Origin of the sequence: Corynebacterium sp. p3-SID1194 (assembly GCF_025144155.1) — a bacterium.
Taxonomy (GTDB): domain Bacteria; phylum Actinomycetota; class Actinomycetes; order Mycobacteriales; family Mycobacteriaceae; genus Corynebacterium.
The window spans coordinates 1-18,698 of the sequence record NZ_JALXWY010000026.1; the positions used below are offsets into that span (position 1 = coordinate 1).

Consider the following 18,698-nt stretch of genomic DNA (forward strand, 5'->3'; position numbering starts at 1 on the left):
TGGAACATCAAACTCCTCAACGGTGTCCTTGTTCAGCTTCGACCCATCAGGGAAGGTCACCGTAATCTCACCGGTGTTCTCATCGATCTTGACCTCGTAGCCCTCAGGAGCCTTGAAGTCCTCCGGGATCGCGAACTTGGATCCTTCAGGAGCCTTCGCGTCTTTGCCGTCCTTGTCCTTGAACGTCGGGGAAGACTTCGTCTCCTCACCCGGAACAACCAGCTTCTCCTCATAAGCAGGCTCGAACTCTTCCGAAGCCTTGTCGGTTACGAGGACGGACCATGCGGAAACGTCGTTATTACCCGAGACCACAACAACGTTGTAGAAGTCACCCTTCTTGGCATCGTCCGGGATGTCGAAGGTGCACGCGGCGACCTGTGCCTTAATGCCCTTGGACTGGTCAAGTTCGCAGGTCTTAAGAACGTTGCGCTTCTGGTCACGCCATTCAACCTTTGACGACAAGGGCGACAGGTCGCCGCTGAATTCCGGGGTCACCGTGGTGCCCGGGGCAGCCGGCTTGTCGGTCGCGTTGTAGTCCGCCTTGATCGACACCGGGGTGTACGGCATGATGCCGTAGTTGACGTTGTACAGGGAGTTCAGGTTCTGGAATCCGATACCATTGCCCCAGTTGATCGGCAGCTGGTTCTCAGCAGGAATTGCCTCCGGGCGGAAGTTGCCGCCGCCGTCGAAACGCCGGAAGATCGGAGTGTGGAAACCGGTATAACCGTTCTGGACCACACCGTCCTTGTTCTCCACCCACACGAACACATGGTTCGGGTTGAGGATGTCCTCGCGTACCTGCCCCTTCTCATACTTGCCGAAGCGCAGGGTATAGCGGCCATCTCGGTCTGTCTTTCCGTGGACGGTCTTGAGGATGTACTCGGGGTGGTCCTCGAGCATCTTCTTGGTCTCTGCGGCCAGCTTGCTCGGGTTGTCCTTGTACTGCTCATGCAGTTTCTGGTTCGCTGCTGCGCCGTCCTTGGTCAGGGTAGACGCGTACACGGTGTAACCGTCGGCGGGCTCATCGATACTATTCATCGACGGTCCAGTTGCCACGATGCCCTTATCTGGCCCACCGGTCTCAAGCCAGACACGACCAGAAACAGTGTTCGGAACCTTGGTCTGGGTCGCAGCCGAGGAGATTGGTCCTTCAGGGTCCTCAACCAGCTTGTCACCCTTAGCGGCCATCCAGCTGGTCTCGTGGTTCGGCGGAACCTCCTGGAGGAACGCCGCCATCAGCCCAATGTTTCCGTCAGCGACGCCGAAGGAACCAAGTGGCGCCTCGACCAGGCCGTTGAAGGAGCCCGGCACGAAGCCGTTGGCCTGACGGAACATGACAACCTTGTTGCCACGATCGTTCGTGAACGGCTCGACCCAGATACGGTGCTTCTGGTCCGTGCGGGCTGCCCAGGTGTGCTCCTTGCCCAGTTTGTCCTTCCAGGTGATGCCCTTTTTGCCGGAGCCGAATGCGAACGTGCCCTGGCCACCATTACCGCCGACTAAGCCCGGTACAGTGTGGGTCTTCGCGCTGAAGATCGGCGAGTACGAGCCGTCCTTATCCCGGAACTGTGCGTAGACAGTAATGCCGTCCAGCTTCACGTTGCCGTTGTCGTACGCAGCACCCGGGTTACCACCAGGGGTAGCCATGTACACGTGACCGGAGATCAAGCCCTTACCAACACCCTGGGCATCAGTCAGGTTAGCGGCCTTAGTGACGCGGCCGCTGGCGATCATGTCAGCGTCGATGATCGCGTTCTGATCCGACACCTCAGGAGCAGGAGCCAGCTCCGCCGTATCCTGCGCAAACGCCGCCGGAACACCCGACGGGTTCACGACCGGCTGCACCGCCGGCGCGACCAACGCCAGGGAGAGAGCCGCAGCCGCGATAGACGTGCCGCGGCGGCGGGTGATGCTCTCGAAGTTCATGTTTTCCTTCCAGAGACAGTGAATAAGCTGAAGTATGGAGTTCTGGCAAGTGTTAGATGAGCTCAAGCTCACTGACACTGGCCTGCTATGAGATGCGCTGGCCTCACTCAGGACGAGTTGCGGGTACCATACGTTTCCTCACAGCTATAGAAACTAGCAGCGTCAAGAAAATGTATCCAGCCCGAAAGCATGGACAAGCCCCGGGAACAGGGAACATCAATCACACGCGCACCAAATGCCAGGTGAGACGCTGGACGGTTGTATCGAAAATTTCTTGCCGGAGGCAGCGCTATTTGGGGGACAAGAGAAGAGGGAGGCGTCGATAAGCGCGCAATTGCTTGTCGACGCCTCCCCTGCCACCCACACAAAACCACCGCCGACCCTGCACCCGCAGTTGGGTAGGGATCGGCGGTGATCCCATATTCTTCGCAAGCAGGTCCGCTCCTTAACGGGAAGGAACCCACAACCTTTCTGCAGTTCCCCGTTACTACCTCGGCAGCTTCACCTGCCCCTGGTTGTACACCCAACCGATGATGGCGGCCACTGCCCCACCGAGGGCGAGGACGAGCCCAATAAACAAGTCGCGGGAGCTGGAGCCGGAGTTGCGGAGTTCGACGGAGCGATCGCCGTCGGCGAGGTGGGCGGAGCAGAGGTCGAGGCGATATATGTCGTCGACGTGAGCGACGTAGGAGCGGGAGTAGGAATGGACGGCATCGACTTCGCGATGCAGGAAAAAGGGGCGGCAGGGTGACGTCGATAAGCGAAAACAGCGATGTCTTGAGACCCGGACTCGCTTCACTTTGCCTGGAAATAACGAAAGCCGCCTCTTCCCTTTCGAGAAAAGGCGGGTTAAGTAGCAGAAGGGAAAGCGGTCGATCTACCAGCGGTAAGACCCGCAGCTAAGCGCGAAGCTTACTGCTGAGACTCCGCCTCCGGCTCCTTCGTGGGCTCTTCAGTAGTCTCAGAGGTCGTCGGCTCGGCAGCGGAAGACGACGAGGTCGTGACCTCTGCCGCAGGCTCGGTGGTCTTAGGGGTGGAGTTCTCCTGCGTCGGCTTCTGCGTCGGAGTTTCCGGCTTCTCGGTCTTCGTCGTCGTGGCCTTAGTCGGAATCACGGTGGCCGCCGGGCTGCAGGCGGTGCCCAGGTGTGCCAGGGCACCAACGCCAAGGCCCAGGAATGCTGCACCGAATGCGAGCTGGGTGATGTCGGTGTTGAACTGACGCAGCTGGTCGTTGAAGTTCGCCTGGAGAGCAGCCAGCTCCGGGTTCATGACCCCGATCTGGTTCTGGAACTGAGCGTTAGCCTCACGGACAAAGTCTCCTGCTGCGTGGCGCAGAGCTCGCAGACCCGGGACAGCAGCATTAGCCAGCAGACCCACCGGAACCAAAACAGCCAGCGGGATACCCCAGCCCAGCACCGCGGTACGGCACTTGTCGTTATCGGTGATGCTCGAACCAGTACCCGCCTTCGGAGTGGAAGAGGGGGCGGAGCTCGAAGGGGTGGAGGATTCCGGGGTGGTGGTCTCGCTGGTGGAGGATTCCGGGGTGGTGGTCTCGGTCGCGGAGGACTCCGGAGTGCTCGTCTTAGCCTCGACCGTGACTGGAATTTCCACCTTTTGGTCAGCGGCCTTCACCTCGACCGTTCCGGACTGTGCATTTTCAGGAACGCGGACCTTTACGACCTTCTCGCCGTTTTCGTCGCTCAGATCGACTTCGACCTCTTCTTTACCCTTGCTGGTCGGGAAAGTGACGGTGATCTTCACGCCTTGCGGTACCGCCTCCAAAGCCTTGTTCTTGTAGGTCAGCGTCTTCCCTGGCTGGATTTTCGTAGCCCCAGCCACCTCATTCGTCTGGCTGGTAGCGCTCGGCGTTTCCTGCGCATCCTCCGCACCTGCGACGGAGTTGGTGAACGGCGCAACGAGAGCGAGGGACAAAGCGGCGGCTGCAACGGCAGTGCCGCGGCGGCGGGTGAAGTTCTTCATCGAGTTTCCTTTCGAGAAACGTCCGAGCCATGAGCTGACTTAAACTGATATTTTCTTCAAGCAACAACTTTCAATCCGTTGTTGATGAGATGGGCAGTGACAGACGCCACAGTGCACATCCTCACACCAGCACATTAACAAGTATCCGACCACTCTTCCAGAGTTTTATAACTTCCCGCACAAATGTTTTTAAGCTCCACCCGACCGCAAGTGGGGCTTAAAAGTACAGCTCAGGGCGCTCAGCCTGCAGGCGATCACCTAAATCGTCGGGCGATCCCCTTGATCAGCGCTCCATCACGTCGTGGCGTACAATCGTCTGGTCACGGCCCGGACCGACACCGATGTAGGAAATAGGCGCGCCGGAAAGCTCCTCGAGGCGCAGGACATAATCCTGGGCACGCTGCGGAAGCTCCTCGAAGGTGGTGCAACCGGTGATGTCCTCGTCCCAAGCGGGCATGGTCTCGAAGATGGGTTCGGCGTGGTGGAACTGGGATTGGGTGAGCGGCATTTCGTCGAAACGCTCACCGTCGACGTCATAAGCGACGCAGATGGGAATTTCGCCGATGCCGGTGAGCACGTCGAGCTTGGTCAGGAAGTAGTCAGTAAAACCATTGACCCGCGCGGCATACCGGGCGATGACCGAGTCGTACCAACCGCAGCGGCGCTTGCGGCCGGTGTTCACACCGACCTCGCCGCCGGTTTCCTGCAGGTAGTCGCCCCATTTATCGAAAAGCTCCGTCGGGAACGGGCCGGCACCGACGCGGGTCGTGTAGGCCTTGACAATGCCCAGGCACGCGGTGATCTTCGTCGGACCAATGCCGGACCCGACGCACGCTCCTCCGGACGTCGGGTTGGAGGAGGTCACGAATGGGTACGTGCCGTGGTCCACATCCAGCATGGTTGCCTGTCCGCCCTCCATGAGCACGTGCTCACCACGGTCCAGCGCGGCGTTAAGCACCTGCTCCGCGTCGATCACCATCGGCTTGACGCGGTCAGCGTAGCCGAGGAAATAATCCACCACCTCTTCAGGGTCAATCGCCTTGCGGTTGTACATCTTCACCAGCATCTGGTTTTTGACGTCCAAGGCGGACTCGATCTTCTGACGGAGGATGGATTCGTCGAAAAGATCCTGGACGCGAATACCCACGCGCGCGACCTTGTCGGCGTACGTCGGTCCGATACCGCGGCCGGTTGTACCGATCGCGCGCTTGCCCAAGAACCGTTCCTGCACACGGTCCAGCGTCTGGTGGTACGGGGTGACAAGGTGCGCATTGGAGCTGATCCGCAACCGCGACGCATTAGCGCCGCGCGCCTCGAGACCGTCGATCTCCTCGAACAGTGCCTCAAGGTTCACCACGACGCCGTTGCCCAGCACCGGGGTGGCGTTCTCGCTGAGCACACCGGCGGGAAGGAGCTTCAGCTCGTACTTTTCGCCGCCGACGACCACCGTGTGGCCGGCGTTGTTGCCGCCGTTCGGCTTCACCACATAGTCGACTTTGCCGCCGAGAATATCCGTGGCTTTGCCCTTGCCTTCGTCGCCCCACTGGGCACCGACAATGATGATGGCCGCCATTAAAACGCTCCCTAATTCACGCTGCGCGTCGCAGCTGTCGTGTGCGTGCTCATTGCGGTTCCTCGCGCGCCGCCAACGACGAGCTATTCCCCGCAAAAGTCCAGCGTTATTGTAGCGCCCCTGCCCTTTAGACTTCGAAGTGAGCAGCAGCTTAGGCTGAACTCCCGGATTGCGAAGGGCGGGGTGTGCCCCGAAGAGCCCGCACATATACATGTGAAATGGATTTAGGTCACGAGTGACCGCATTCACTCACCATCGGGCATCAGCCTGGGGAAACGTCGAAACGAAATGATGACAGTGACTGCGACAGACGCATTAGACGAGATGCATGCAGCCAGTGTCCTCAATATCAGCCGGAAGTTTGCCTGATCAAGGGCGGTAAGAACGCGATCGAGGTCACCCATGCCCGCAATTCAAATCAGGGACCCTTGCGCAAACACCTCACGGGCGGCTCACAGGTTTTGTGCGCCAGGAATGGGGTTTTGCGAGACGGGAATCAGGTTTGGCAACCCAGGAATGAGGAGCCACTCAACGCAGCGCCGGAAAGACCTTCGTTTCCAGTAGTGGGGCGAGATCGACCCCGGCTTCAGCAGGGATGCGCGGATCAACCCAGGCAATCTCCGCGATCTCCGCGGCCGGCTGCGGATCAACATGAGCGGCACATATGAAGATCGTGCCCTCCACCTCGCGCCCTGCTTCGTTCGCGGCAGGGGCGCAGAAGGTGCCAAGGGGAGCGAGCGACGAAGCGTCGATAAGCGCGCCGATCTCTTCGCGCACTTCGCGCACGGTTGTTTCGCGCGGAGTTTCCCCTGACTCCGGCTTGCCGCCGGGAAGCATAAAGCGGTCCGTGCCTTTCTTCCGCACGGAAAGGACGCGGCCGTGCGCGTCGCGGAAGACGGCGGCGCACACGCGGATTGGTTCGGTTTCGCCAGACATGGGCCTCAATATACAAAGCACCACGCGCGGCTTGTAGCGTGAGCTTCATGCGGCTCATTCACTGCGCGTGCGGAACGGATACGCTTATCGACAGCGCCGAGCACCACGCACTTCCCCCAGTGCCCTCGCGGCGCGACCTGAAGTTCCTCGACGAGGCCGCGCGCGAGGTGCTGCCCGTCGACACGACGCCGTCGCTGCAGGACATCGCCGCTTCTCCCGAGGTCTCGCACCTCGGCGAGCCAACATTCGCTCCGCAGCAGCCCGACGAGCGCCTGCGTGTGATCGTCTCCGGCAGCGATGCCGCGCTTTCTGCTGTCCTCACCCGCATGATGCGCGCAGATTACATGTGGGCCGAGGTCGCCTACCTCCCCAATGACCCCTCCTCCCCCGCAGCTGTCGTGTGGGGCACCACCGTGCCACTCGCAGTAGATGGTCCCGTGCGCCCCATCCCGTGCATCCGCAACGACGCGGGACTCGTCGTCGCCGGGGCCGCCACGCTCACCCACGTCGACGGTGCCCCATATATAGGAGAGATCGTCGTCGACGACGACGTCCTTGTCCGCAGCGACGGCCGCGGCCGCGTATTCGGCGCGCGCCTCGTGCCCACCACACACGCGCCAGGACTCGCCGCAGCAGCCATCCGCAAGCCACGTTTCCGCAGGGAATCGCTTATCGACGCCACCTTCACCCCCTCCGGACGCGCCCTCCAATCCGGCGGCCGCTCCATCCTCGTCACCGTCGACGGCATTCCCGCGAAACGGCCCGTCGAGCGCGTTACCTTCTACCGTCACCTGCGCGATATCCAGGCCGTGCGGGAGTTGTGATCGATGCGTGGGGGCGGCGTTCGAGCGCGGTTGGTGCGCCGTTCGGGTGCCGTCGAATCGCCCTTAAATCGACGGGCGCGGGGAGTATGTTCCCCGGTTTGCGCAAACGTGATTTATCTCACATTTTCGCGATTTCAAGCGCGCCGTGGCCGATTCGTTACCTCACCGAGACTCAATCCCGCACCCATAGCCCCACCCGCACCTCTACAACCTCCATTTCTGCAGGCCAACGAGGGCGAGCGCGACACTATAACCAAACTCCGATGACCTGCCCTCAAACTTTCGATTGATATGTCTGGTTTTCGGCCTGGCCCCTGCAGCGCCCCCGATCCGTCGTTACGTTGGGGTCTGTTCGATTCCGACAAAACATTTAAAGGAGATTCAGACATCATGGCTGATTTCAACCGCATCGAAGACCTTGCAAACGCAACCGCTTACGACGTGAACGGCGACAAGGTCGGTGGCGTCCAGGACGTGTACGTTAACGACACCACCGGCCAGCCGGACTTCGTGTCCGTCTCCCACGGTCTGTTCGGTGGCGGCGACTCCATCGTCCCGCTGCGCGGCCACACCCTCGAGAACGGCGACCTGCACCTGGCATTCGCTAAGGACCGCATCGAGGACGCTCCGGATCTCGACGAGAACGGCCACCTCACCAACGCTGACCAGGAGGCCTTCTACCGCCACTACGGTCTCGAGGGCGTCGAGGAGCGCACCACCTACGAGACCGGCGCTGCTGGTGCTGGTGCACCGGCCGCTGGTGCAGGCGCTGCTGCTGGTGCAGGCGCTGCTGCTGGTGAGCACACCGACGCTGACCGCGCTGAGTTCGCAGACCGCGAGGTTGCTGACCGCACCGATGCTAACGGCGAGATCATCCGCTCCGAGGAGCAGCTGAACGTCGGCAAGGAGCGCGTCCAGTCCGGCGAGGTCCGTCTGCGCAAGTACGTCGTCCACGAGACCGAGACCGTCGAGGTCCCGGTTGAGCGCGAAGAGGTCCGCGTCACCCGCGAGCCGATCACCGAGGCAGACCGCGCTAACTACGACGGCAACCTGGGCGAGCAGGAAGCTTCCGTCACCCTGCACGAGGATCGCGTCAACGTCTCCAAGGAGTCCGTCCCGGTGGAGAAGGTCTCCCTGGACAAGGACGTCGTCCGCGAGACCGAGACCGTCACCGAGGATGTCGCCAAGGAGCGCATCGAGACCGACGGCAACGTCGTCGACGAGACCCTGCGCGACAACAAGTAAGTCGCTTTGCACTCCGCCTTTAGCGGAGCACGTTAGCTGAACAAAGAACCCCGGCACCGCCCTCGATCCCCTTTAGGGATCACGGTGCCGGGGTTCTCTCATGTCTTGTTCCACGCTGGGTCGCCTCAATCTTTGGATGACCAACGCGTGAATGCGTCACCCTCTCGGCGACGAAAAGTGGGTGCCCGCCACATTTGGACCTGCTTCTTTAGATGAGACTTGATTTTTCGGCGTCGAATCTTTCGACGGGTGGCGCGCGATGAGAGTATCGCCCTTGGGCTGCGCCACGCGCGCCCGCTACCGTTCGTGGTTGTCGCTCTCGTCGTCGAAGAATCGATTCCGTACCTCGGGCGGGTAGGCCGGGGTGGCAGAGGTCGGCTTGAGAACGGCCACGGCGGACTCGCGGGACCAGCCGCACACCTGCAGCAAGTCGACGATCAGGGAGCGCGACTGGGCCAAGATCGAGGACGCGGACAGCGCGGGCATGGCGGGCTGGACCGAATCAGCGGACGTGGGGCTGATCCGCCCGGAGGCGGCACCGGACTCGGCGCGCGATTCGGAGTCAGGGTCGGTGTCGGCCGCGGCCATGGCCTCCGCGGCGGCGGCGTTATTGGCATCCTTGGCGGGGCCCTCGAACGGCGAGTACGGGCCGAACGGCGGCTGGGCGTTCACGTCGAGGACGTCCATGCCGGTTTCGGCGGCGAGCGCGCGCAGACGGTTGGTCAGTGCAGGCATGCCCTGAGCCTGACTGATCTTGGCGTTGACCTCAAAAATGGCGGACATGTCGAGCGCGATGGAGGAAAGCTGGTCCAGGATCCAGAGCTGCTTCGGGGAGACAGTGTCCTGGTCTTCGACGAGGACAAGGGCACGCCGGGCAAGCACACGGCTGGTGCGGATCGCATTGTCGGTGGGCGGGACCATGCGAGACAGGGACGTGACATAGCGGCGAGAGCCCCACAGGAACGGAGACAGCTGCGTGGATTCGCGTCCGGATTTGGTCGCGGACCTGATCGCGTCAATATCCGATTGAGTTCCGCGGATCGCTTCCAGTGCCACAGCCATTTCGGCGGGTTGTTGGTTGGAGATGCCGTGGGAGACGTCGTCAAGCACTGAGCTCAAAATCTTGAGTACCTTGGCGATCTCTTGCCGCGCGGTGGATAGCGGCGCGGACGGCAAAAGCGCGACAACGGCGAGTCCGACCGCGGAGCCGATGAATGCGTCGATGGTGCGATCGATGCCGGTGACGTCGGCGTCGGGCGGCATGATCGTGATGATCAGGATTGAGCCGATCGCGACTTGGTTGGCCACGAGTGGCGATTTGGAGAAGAACGACGCGAACAGAAACGATCCGCCGACGGCGAGCGCGATCTGCCACCCGCCGGCACCGAGCGGCGCAAAAAGCAAATCGCCCACGAGTACGCCGAGAATGCAGCCGAGCGACATGTCTAGTGCGCGCGTGATGCGCTCCCCGCCGGACAAACCGACGATGATGATCACGCTGATCGGCGCGAAGAACGGCAGCGGGTGCCCGACCCACTGGTGCGCAATGAAATATGCGATTCCGGCTGCGATCCCGACTTGGAGTGCGGGAAGAATGCGTTGGCGGACGCGGCGCACTCGTGCTTCAACGGAGTGCTCGACCGCGGCCATCCGCTCGCGCGTGGTCATCCGCTCGCGTGTGGTGTTTTTCTCCATGGGCATCTCAATAAAAGTAGAACAAAAAGGCCAGGCCCCGAAAATGGGACCTGGCCTTCACTGTAGACGTGTTTACTCCGACACGGACGTGCCCACCGAGTTGAGGTTCTCGCACGCCTGGACGACAGGCTCGTGCTGATCGAGAACTCAGCCGATTACCAGTTGGACACCAGCTACCAGCGCTACGCAGCAGGTAGGTTGAAACCAGGCCAGTCCCACAGTTTCTATCGCCGAACTACCCTAGGGGCATCAAGATCTGGCCGGCTCCGGGGATCGAAGCCGCACACCATTGATTGGAAGGTTGTGACCATGATTGCCCTGAATCCGTTGTTAGACCAGATCGACGCTGAGGAAGGGCTCGAACCGCCCGCCGACGCGGACACGATCAACGCCCTCGTTCCACAGTTCAACGCCCTATTCGGGATCGAGCCGCCCGAGGCTCTGAAGCAGCTGTGGCAACGCAGCAATGGCGTGTGGGTCAACGGCGCGCACATCTACGGAACACGGGATTTCGAGGAAGGTGAAGACGGACGGGCTGTCCACACCTCGGGCGTTCTGGAGTCGAACGAGCGTCTGCTCGAGGGGCTGCACGAGGTGTCGTCGCCGCTGCGGTTTATCGGTGAAGTGGACGATCAGCTGTTGGCGTATGACACGGATGATCAGAAGTGGAAGCTTGTGGACAGCATCGCGTGGGACCCCGACGACGACGAGGATGTGCACGCCTCCTTCGAGGACCTCGTAGGCAATGTACTGCGCCGGGCGCTGGAGCTCTAAGGAGCAAGGCTTCAATAAAAACAGAACAAAAAGGCCAGACCCCGAAAATGGGACCTGGCCTTTACTGTGAGCGTGTTTACTTGGACACGGACTTGCCCACAGAGTTGAGGTTCTCGCACGCCTGGACGACACGATCAGCCATGGACTGCTCGGCCTTCTTCAGGTAGGAACGCGGGTCGTAGGTCTTCTTGTTGCCCACTTCGCCGTCGACCTTGAGCACGCCGTCGTAGTTCTGGAACATGTGCTCAGCCACCGGGCGGGTGAACGCGTACTGGGTGTCGGTGTCCACGTTCATCTTCACAACACCGTAGGACAGGGCCTGCGCGATCTTCTCCGGCTCGGAGCCGGAACCACCGTGGAACACGAAGTCGAACGGCTTATCGCCAGCATTCAGGCCAAGCTTTTCGACGGCAGCTTCCTGCCCCATCTCCAGCACCTCCGGCTTCAGCTTCACGTTGCCGGGCTTGTACACGCCGTGAACGTTGCCGAAGGTGGCAGCCAGCAGGTAGCGGCCCTTCTCACCGGTGCCGATGGCGTCGATGGTCTTCTCGAAGTCCTCGCGCGTGGTGTAGAGGTTCGCGCCGGCCTTGGCCTGAACGCCGTCTTCCTCGCCACCGACGACACCGATCTCGACCTCGAGAATGATGTTGGCCTTGCGCGCCTTCTCCAGCAGCTCCTGCGCGATCTCGAGGTTCTCGTCGATCGGGATGGCGGAACCGTCCCACATGTGGGACTGGAACAGCGGCAGCTCGCCGCGGTCCACGCGCTCCTGGGAGATAGCGATCAGCGGACGAACGTAATCGTCCAGCACTTCCTTCTGGCAGTGGTCGGTGTGCAGCGCGACGTTGATGTCGTACTTCTCAGCCACCTTGTGCGCGAATGCCGCCAGTGCCTCCGCACCGGCGACCTTGTTCTTCACGGACAGGCCCGAGCCGAACTCAGCGCCGCCGGTGGAGAACTGGATGATGCCGTCCGAGCCCGCCTCAGCGAAGCCGCGCAGCGCCGCATTGATCGTCTCCGACGACGTGCAGTTGATCGCCGGGAACGCGAAGCCACCCTGCTTCGCGCGGTCGAGCATTTCGTTGTAAACCTCAGGGGTTGCAATAGGCATGGGGGTGTGGATCCCTTTCACTCGATGGTCACTCGGTGGTCACTCGTGTTGCCCGCGTGACTGTGGAAACCGCGCGGACTCTACGCATTCCAGTATGCCCGCGCCCGGGTTTTCCCGCATGAAGTTTCTTGGGGCTACTCCCCTTCGCGCTCCTTCCGCGCCTTGGACACCCGCGCGGCGGCCTCGAGGAGCATCCATCCGGAGAGCTGGACGGACAGGTCGCGCTCGGAGATCCGGGCCTTGCCCAAAGCGTCGCTAATCGAGCTCGGTCCCAGCGAATAGTTATGCGGCAGCTTCGCATCGCGAGTCCAGCGCGCGGGAAAGATCGGCAGGCCGTCAACCTCGAGGCGGTGGTTCCACATCGATTCCGCGCTCGCCATGACCAGCCGTTCAGCAGCGCGCTTGGCACTGATACTGGCGGGGCTGTCCTCGGGCAGGCGCACCGCCACCTCGGCGAGGTAGCGCACCAGGATGCCCTTGAACAGGCCTCCGTCACCGTCGCCATCGACCGGGTTGTCGATCACGCCGCCCGGGGTTGCCACATGCATTGAGATCGCCTGCACCAAAGACCGGATGTGGGTGATGTAGTACACCTGCTCCTCCGGCTTGTCCTCGAGCCCGAGCGCGATTTCCAGTGCCGCGCCGAGCACGGTTCCCTGGTTGTAGGAGTAGATGGTGGGGGTGTTGCGCGGGCCGTCGGCAAGCAAACGTACGCCGTCTTCCACGAGGCCGTCATCGGACATGAGGTTGTCGAAGATCCAGTCGATGAGTGCCCGCGCCTTGTCCATGCGGCCCGTGCGCGCGAGCATGATCGCGGCTGGCCCGTTCGCCGGCACGTTGAAGAAATTCTCGTCCGTACGCCACGGAAGCACACCCAGCACAGAGTCAAGACCAGCGAGAATATTGAACTCAAGGTCGTCGAGCTGTTTCGGCCGCGCAACCTTGTCCGACTGCGTCACGCGGTTGAGCGCCAGCGCGAGCCACGCTTTGTCGTCGTAGTAGCGGTTCTTGATCAGCTTGCCCAGATTGCGCAGGCGGATGCCGCGGATGGTGCGCACGATCGCTGCGCGGCGCGCCTTCGTCGACCGCCGCGATTCCGCGTCCACCAGACAATCGAGGTAGTGCGCCTGCCACCAGTAATGCCAGTGGAAGAACACCTTTTCCTTCGTCGTCGGCGGCCAGCTCACCACCGCGAGGTTGGTGCGGGGCAAGCCCCACAGCTTCGTCGCATGCCGCTCCGTGATCGCCATTTCAGCGAGGTCCGCACGGTGCGCCCAAGTTTCCGGCACAAGCCCTCCTTTACATCGCTTCAAGCTTATCGACGATCCCCTCTCCCCGTTACCCCTTCCACGCCCCATTCAGATCCCCGTGCTGGCGGATCCACGCATGCATGGCAATGCCCGCGGCGACGCCGGCGTTGATGGAGCGCGTCGACCCGAATTGCGCGATCGAACACGTCATCACCGCCGCGTCCTGCGCCTGGTCCGTCACCCCCGGCCCTTCCTGCCCGAACAGAAGAAGGCAGCGCTCCGGCAGCTCCGCCGTTTCCAATGGCACCGACCCAGGAGTGTTGTCGATCGCGACGATGGTCAGGTCATTTTCCTTCGCGTACTCCGCGAGATCGGCCACCGTTTCGTGATGAACGATGTGCTGGTAGCGGTCCGTCACCATTGCCCCGCGGCGGTTCCACCGCTTCCGCCCCACGATGTGCACCGCCTCTGCCAGAAACGCATTCGCGGTGCGGACGACGGTGCCGATATTCATGTCATTCTCGAAATTCTCGATCGCCACGTGGAACGGGTGTCTCCGCGTGTCCAAGTCCGCTTTGATCGCAGCGAGGGACCAATACCGGTATTCGTCAACGACATTGCGGCGGTCGCCGTTGCGCAATAACTCCTCGTCGAAACGCTCGTCAGTCGGCCACTCCCCCTCCCACGGGCCGACGCCGTGGCGGCCTTCCTGCCATTCGGTGGGGCCTTTCTCGGGCTCGGGCTGACTGGGATCGGCCTGGCTATGCGAGTCCAAGATCGTCCAAGCCCAGCAGGAAGCGGTAGTCCAGTCCCGCGTCCTTCAGCACGTCCGCGGCACCGGTCGCGCGGTCGACGACGGTCGCGACAGCGACGACCTCCGCACCAGCTTCCTGGCATGCCTTGACTGCGGTGAGCGGTGAGTTGCCGGTCGTGGTGGTGTCCTCGACGACCAGCACGCGCTTGCCTTCGATGTCCGGCCCTTCGATGCGGCGCTGCATTCCGTGCTTCTTCGCTTCCTTGCGCACGACGAATGCGTCGATCGGCCGGCCACCCGCGTGCATCACTGCAGTAGCCACCGGGTCTGCCCCGAGAGTCAGACCGCCGACGGCGTCGAAGTCGAGGTCGCTGGTCAGCTCGCGCAACAGGGAGCCGATCAGCGGGCTGGCCTCGTGGTGCAGCGTCGCGCGGCGCAGGTCGACGTAGTAGTCAGCTTCCTTGCCCGACGACAGCGTCACCTTGCCGTGCACGACCGCCAACTCCCGGACCAGTTCCGCGAGGCGCTGCTTTTTGCCCATGTCATTCGTGTTCTCGCTCATGGTCACCCAGGGTAGTCCGCATTGCCGTCGCCGAAGATTGACGGGGGTTGGGGGCGGCGGGTGATGCGGGTGCCGTCGTTAAGCTGCTCTGGTGCTTCCCCCGTCGCGATCGCGTCGACGTCGTCCCCGCCGACCGCGCGATATTCCATCGTGCCGCGGACGCCACCCGTGGTGCGGGTGGGCAGCTCGAGCGGTTCCTCTGGCCGCACGACGACCGGCCGCTCCGCCTCGGTTCCCTCCCGGTCTTTGCTCGACTGAATCTCAATCGGATCGCCCATTTCGCGCGTGTGGTGCTCGAAGCGGAGGTGCGGCCAGGTGCGCGGCGGGAGGGTACGTGCGGCGTCGGCAAGCAGCGCGAGCGGCGCGAACACCGGCTCCCACTCCTGCGCACCCGCGTCGCCGTCAAGCTGGGCCAGCACCCATTCCGACTCGAACCACACCGCGCTGACCTGCTGCGGAAGAAGCTCCAGCGCTGTATTCACGCGGATGTCCAGCATCCGCTCCGCCGGCCCCGCCTCCGAGCCGTACACCCGGAACCCCTCGATCTCAGCGACAGCGACCAAGTCCTCGGTAGCCCCCGACGCAGTCGCCTTACGACGCACGTCCACCACCACCCCACTTTCCATCCCCGTCCCCATCGCCACGACCGTCGTACCGCCGATATCCGCGATCCGCGTCTCGTGTCCGAAACGCGTCCCCGTCAGCACGTCCGTCACCGGCTCACCCGCCGACGCCGCACCGCGCCCCCACTCGTCTTGGAGGAACTCATCCTCCCTCGCGTACTCGAAACCGTTAGCCTCCGCCCACTCCCGGCGTTCCTTGCGGCTGCGCTGCTTCTCCCCGGGGAGTTTGGTCGGCAGGTTCTTGGGCAGCTTGGTGGAGAGCTTGGACGGCAGCTTGGTCGAGAAAGCCCCGGTGAGCCCGGTCAGCGCGCTCCAGCGCGAGTGCGTTTTCTGGCTTTCTTCAGAGCCTTCCTCTGCTGTTTCCGGTTCCGGTTCCGCTTCTGGTTCTGGTTCTGGTTCCGCTTCTAGCTCCGGCTGCGGCTGCGGCGCCTCTTCCTCTTCCGCCTCCAGCTGCGGCTCGGGCTCCTTCTCCGGTTCTACTACCGGCTCCGCCGGTGCTGCTTCTTCGGGCACGTCTTCCACCGGTGTGGGTGCCACCGGTTCAGCGTCGCGTGGGGCGGTGCCATCCTCACTGGTCCTGCTCTTATCCTGCGCATCTGCGCGCCACAAAATACCCGCCCCGGCAAGGGCGAGTGCGGACAGTCCCAGAAGTATGTAACCCATCAGTACAAAACTGTATCCCCCGACGTCCCCTGAACTGGGCAGGCGTGGCTAGTTGTCGCGGGGTTCTGCACCGGGATAGGACTTCTGCGGTCGCTGCAGCGGCCCAGATCGGCCCCTTAGGCGGTGGTTCCTAGATGTGAACCCCAAAAGTTAGTTTCCGCAGGTCGGCGAAACTGGCCGAAAAACCGCGACCTGGGGTAACTAAGTTTTGGGGTTAACATCTGCGGAGGGGTTCACATTTGGGGTTAACATCTGTGGAGCTGTGGAGCTGCGGATCTGCGGACAGCACCGGACTCGGCAGCCCCACCCCCCGGAGCTGCCCAGCGCATAGCTGCACAGGTTAAATGTCGCGCTCGACGGGGTTCTTCGGGTTGGCGGACCACTGGGACCAGCCGCCGATGAAGTGGGTCAGCACGGGCAGGCCCGCGTGAGCGAAGGCAGCGAGCAGTTTCGAGGAGTGATTGCCGGAGCCGGAGTAGACGATGGCTTCGGCGGGGTCCGTTTCATGGGTGATGCCGAACTTGGCCATGGTCTCGAGGACCTCCTCGACGGGCTTGATCAGGCCGTCCTCGGTGAAGAGATCTTCGACAGGCACAGTGCGGGCACCGGGAATATGGCCGGATTTCAGGTCGAGGCGCTCGCGTTGGCCGACGAAGCGGGGGGTATCGCGGGCGTCGATAAGCATGCCCTTGAATTCACGCACGTCGTCGATTTCTGCGGTAGGAAGCTGGCCCGGCGCGACTTCGAGTTCGGTGCGGACGGAGACGGGACCGGGGCCGGCGACTGTGTCGAAGCCAGCGCGCTCCCACGCGGGGAAGCCGCCGTCGAGGATATGCACGTCTTCTACGCCTGACCAGCGTAATGTCCACCATGCGCGGGCGGCGAACTCGCCGGAACCGGTGTCGTAGATGACGACCGGGCGGCCGGCCTCAATACCCCACGAACGGAACGACTGCTGCAGGTGCTCCGTCGACGGAAGCGGGTTGCGTCCCACCTGCGAGCCGGGCGTGCCCACGAGGTGATCAGCCGGGTTGCAGTATTGGGCGGTCGGGATGTGTTCAGACTGGAATTTCGACCACGCGTTGCCCTCGCGGGCATGCCACAGCGAGGCCAAAACGGTGAGCTTCTTGCCGGTACGGATCTGTTCACGCAGGTCTTCGGAGGACACGAATACGCTCATGGCGCCAAGTGTAGCTACGCCAAAGAGATGATGCCCTGCGCCTGAAGGCCCTCAAGCCACTCGCGGATGCCCTCGCTCGGGGCATCAGCGCTTATCGACGCCCCCAGCATGCCCCCCGGCCCCACCTCCACCCGGCACCCGAACGCGAGCAGCGTCTCCGGGATGTCGGTGGGCTCCGGCGACTGGATCAGGATCCGGACTGTTTCCGCCCCGCCGCTGACTACCTTGCGGTTGACGTGGAACTGGCCGCCGACCTTCACGCATTCGACGATGTCGCCGACGTTGATGCTCGTGTCCAAAAACGGCACGGACGCGACGACGAAGTGCCCGCCGCCCAAGTCGTGGGCAGCTAGTTCCTCGTTCTCCACGCCGGGGAGCGCGACGCGGGTGGTGATCGTCGTGGTCGGCTGCATGCATGCAGTCTAGAGCAGTTTGCTTATCGACGGCCCCTTGTACGCGCTCCCGTCCCGTACCGGCTAGTACTTGATCGCCATGCGACCGCTGATTTTGCCCTTGCGCATGTTCTCAAATACGTCGTTGACGTCGTCGAGCTCGCACGCAGTCACATGCGGCTTGACCAGGCCACGGGCGTAGAAGTCCAGGGCCTCCGCCATGTCCTGGCGCGTACCAACAAGCGAGCCGCGAATGGTGATGCCGCGCAGCACGATGTCGAAGATCGGTGCCGGGAAGTCCCCCGGAGGCAGGCCGTTGAAAACGATCGTGCCCTCGCTGCGGCTCATCGCGATGGCCTGGCCGAACGCGTCCGGGTGGACTGCCGTGACCAGGACGCCGTGGGAGCCGCCGTCAGTGAACTCTTGGACCGCCTCGCCCGGGTCGCGGTCTTTTGCGTTGACGGCGAACTCGGCACCGAGCTCGCGGGCTAGCTCGAGCTTGTCGTCCGCGACGTCGACGGCGATGACGCGCATGCCCATTGCTACGCCGTACTGCACCGCGAGGTGGCCCAGGCCGCCGATGCCGGAAATCGTCATAAACTGACCCGGCTTGGTCTGGGCTTCCTTGAGGCCCTTGTACACCGTGACACCTGCGCAGAGGATCGGCGCGACCTCAACCGGGTCGACGCCATCCGGGATGCGGGGAGCGTAACGCGTGTCCACCAGCATGTACTCGCCGAAGGACCCGTCGACGGTGTAGCCGCCGTATTGGGCGTTGTGGCAATAAGTTTCGCGGCCGGTGCGGCAGAACTCGCACTCGCCGCACGCGGACCAGAGCCAGGCGTTGCCGACCATGTCGCCGACGGCCACCGTGTGCTCACCCGGGCCGAGCTCGACGATTTCGCCCACGCCCTCGTGGCCGGGTACGAACGGTGGCTCCGGCCTGACGGGCCAGTCGCCTTCGACGGCGTGCAGGTCGGTGTGGCAGATGCCGGAGGCGTGCAGCTTCACCAGTGCCTGGAAGGGACCCGGCGTGGGCAGATCCAAGTCACGGACATTGACATCGGGGCCGAATTGTTCAGCAACGGCGGCTCGCATGGTGGTTGGGGTGGACATCGCAACGGTTCCTTTCCAGTCGGAGGATGAATATGTTGCGAGTCACATTAGGAGTTTCCAAGAGGAAAGTAAATAGAAAACGACCCGTGTTACC

General features: G+C 62.6%; 17 protein-coding genes. 3 read left to right on the top strand and 14 right to left on the bottom strand.

Translation table 11 applies throughout. The features are described from left to right. From M3G19_RS11220 to M3G19_RS11240, 5 genes are all read right to left on the bottom strand, one after another. Positions 1 to 1,926 (bottom strand): YPDG domain-containing protein (locus M3G19_RS11220; protein WP_259902710.1); only part of this gene is annotated, 1,926 nt, incomplete at its 3' end. 487 nt (positions 1,927 to 2,413) lie between these two features. Next, positions 2,414 to 2,725 (bottom strand): hypothetical protein, encoded by a 312-nt coding sequence (locus M3G19_RS11225; RefSeq protein ID WP_259902711.1) that lies wholly within the window; start codon positions 2,723 to 2,725, stop codon positions 2,414 to 2,416. A 113-nt stretch (positions 2,726 to 2,838) separates the two neighbouring features. Next, positions 2,839 to 3,906: a hypothetical protein gene (locus M3G19_RS11230; protein ID WP_259902712.1), complete on the bottom strand. Its 1,068-nt coding sequence runs from the start codon at positions 3,904 to 3,906 to the stop codon at positions 2,839 to 2,841. Positions 3,907 to 4,189: 283 nt separating this feature from the next. Beyond that, positions 4,190 to 5,479: an adenylosuccinate synthase gene (locus tag M3G19_RS11235; protein WP_259902713.1), complete on the bottom strand. Its 1,290-nt coding sequence runs from the start codon at positions 5,477 to 5,479 to the stop codon at positions 4,190 to 4,192. A 528-nt stretch (positions 5,480 to 6,007) separates the two neighbouring features. Beyond that, positions 6,008 to 6,415 (bottom strand): NUDIX domain-containing protein, encoded by a 408-nt coding sequence (locus M3G19_RS11240; protein ID WP_259902714.1) that lies wholly within the window; start codon positions 6,413 to 6,415, stop codon positions 6,008 to 6,010. A 47-nt stretch (positions 6,416 to 6,462) separates the two neighbouring features. Between M3G19_RS11240 and M3G19_RS11245 the strand changes: the two genes are divergently transcribed. Together M3G19_RS11245 and M3G19_RS11250 are read left to right on the top strand one after the other, a co-directional pair. Next, a complete protein-coding gene (locus tag M3G19_RS11245) occupies positions 6,463 to 7,239 on the top strand; it encodes a hypothetical protein (protein ID WP_259902715.1) in 777 nt (258 codons plus the stop codon). Positions 7,240 to 7,629: 390 nt separating this feature from the next. Continuing rightward, positions 7,630 to 8,484, top strand: coding sequence for a PRC and DUF2382 domain-containing protein (locus tag M3G19_RS11250; protein ID WP_259902716.1), 855 nt, complete (start codon positions 7,630 to 7,632; stop codon positions 8,482 to 8,484). A gap of 297 nt (positions 8,485 to 8,781) precedes the next feature. Here the strand turns inward: M3G19_RS11250 and M3G19_RS11255 are convergent, their stop codons facing one another. Further along, complete coding sequence (locus tag M3G19_RS11255; RefSeq protein WP_259902717.1) at positions 8,782 to 10,185, bottom strand: aromatic acid exporter family protein; 1,404 nt, start codon at positions 10,183 to 10,185, stop codon at positions 8,782 to 8,784. 303 nt (positions 10,186 to 10,488) lie between these two features. Here M3G19_RS11255 and M3G19_RS11260 point away from each other — a divergent pair, with 303 nt between their 5' ends. Further along, positions 10,489 to 10,953, top strand: a complete 465-nt coding sequence (locus M3G19_RS11260; protein WP_259902718.1) for a hypothetical protein — start codon at positions 10,489 to 10,491, stop codon at positions 10,951 to 10,953. Between the two features lie 76 nt (positions 10,954 to 11,029). Here the strand turns inward: M3G19_RS11260 and fbaA are convergent, their stop codons facing one another. From fbaA to adhP, 8 genes are all read right to left on the bottom strand, one after another. Further along, the gene (gene fbaA, locus M3G19_RS11265; protein WP_210574019.1) at positions 11,030 to 12,064 is read right to left on the bottom strand and encodes a class II fructose-bisphosphate aldolase; all 1,035 of its coding nucleotides are present in this window, start codon (positions 12,062 to 12,064) and stop codon (positions 11,030 to 11,032) included. Positions 12,065 to 12,198: 134 nt separating this feature from the next. After that, positions 12,199 to 13,353, bottom strand: coding sequence for a glycoside hydrolase family 76 protein (locus M3G19_RS11270; protein ID WP_259902719.1), 1,155 nt, complete (start codon positions 13,351 to 13,353; stop codon positions 12,199 to 12,201). 49 nt (positions 13,354 to 13,402) lie between these two features. Next, positions 13,403 to 14,089 (bottom strand): RNA methyltransferase, encoded by a 687-nt coding sequence (locus M3G19_RS11275; RefSeq protein WP_259902720.1) that lies wholly within the window; start codon positions 14,087 to 14,089, stop codon positions 13,403 to 13,405. Next, positions 14,076 to 14,630, bottom strand: coding sequence for an orotate phosphoribosyltransferase (pyrE, locus tag M3G19_RS11280; RefSeq protein ID WP_259902721.1), 555 nt, complete (start codon positions 14,628 to 14,630; stop codon positions 14,076 to 14,078). The genes M3G19_RS11275 and pyrE overlap by 14 nt, the downstream gene beginning before the upstream one ends. 2 nt (positions 14,631 to 14,632) lie before the next feature. After that, a complete protein-coding gene (locus M3G19_RS11285; protein ID WP_259902722.1) occupies positions 14,633 to 15,916 on the bottom strand; it encodes a hypothetical protein in 1,284 nt (427 codons plus the stop codon). 340 nt (positions 15,917 to 16,256) lie between these two features. Continuing rightward, positions 16,257 to 17,096, bottom strand: a complete 840-nt coding sequence (locus M3G19_RS11290; protein ID WP_259902723.1) for a sulfurtransferase — start codon at positions 17,094 to 17,096, stop codon at positions 16,257 to 16,259. Between the two features lie 14 nt (positions 17,097 to 17,110). Beyond that, complete coding sequence (locus M3G19_RS11295) at positions 17,111 to 17,509, bottom strand: DUF4265 domain-containing protein (protein WP_259902724.1); 399 nt, start codon at positions 17,507 to 17,509, stop codon at positions 17,111 to 17,113. 63 nt (positions 17,510 to 17,572) lie between these two features. After that, positions 17,573 to 18,604 (bottom strand): alcohol dehydrogenase AdhP, encoded by a 1,032-nt coding sequence (gene adhP, locus M3G19_RS11300; RefSeq protein ID WP_259902725.1) that lies wholly within the window; start codon positions 18,602 to 18,604, stop codon positions 17,573 to 17,575. Between the last annotated feature and the right edge of the window lie 94 nt (positions 18,605 to 18,698).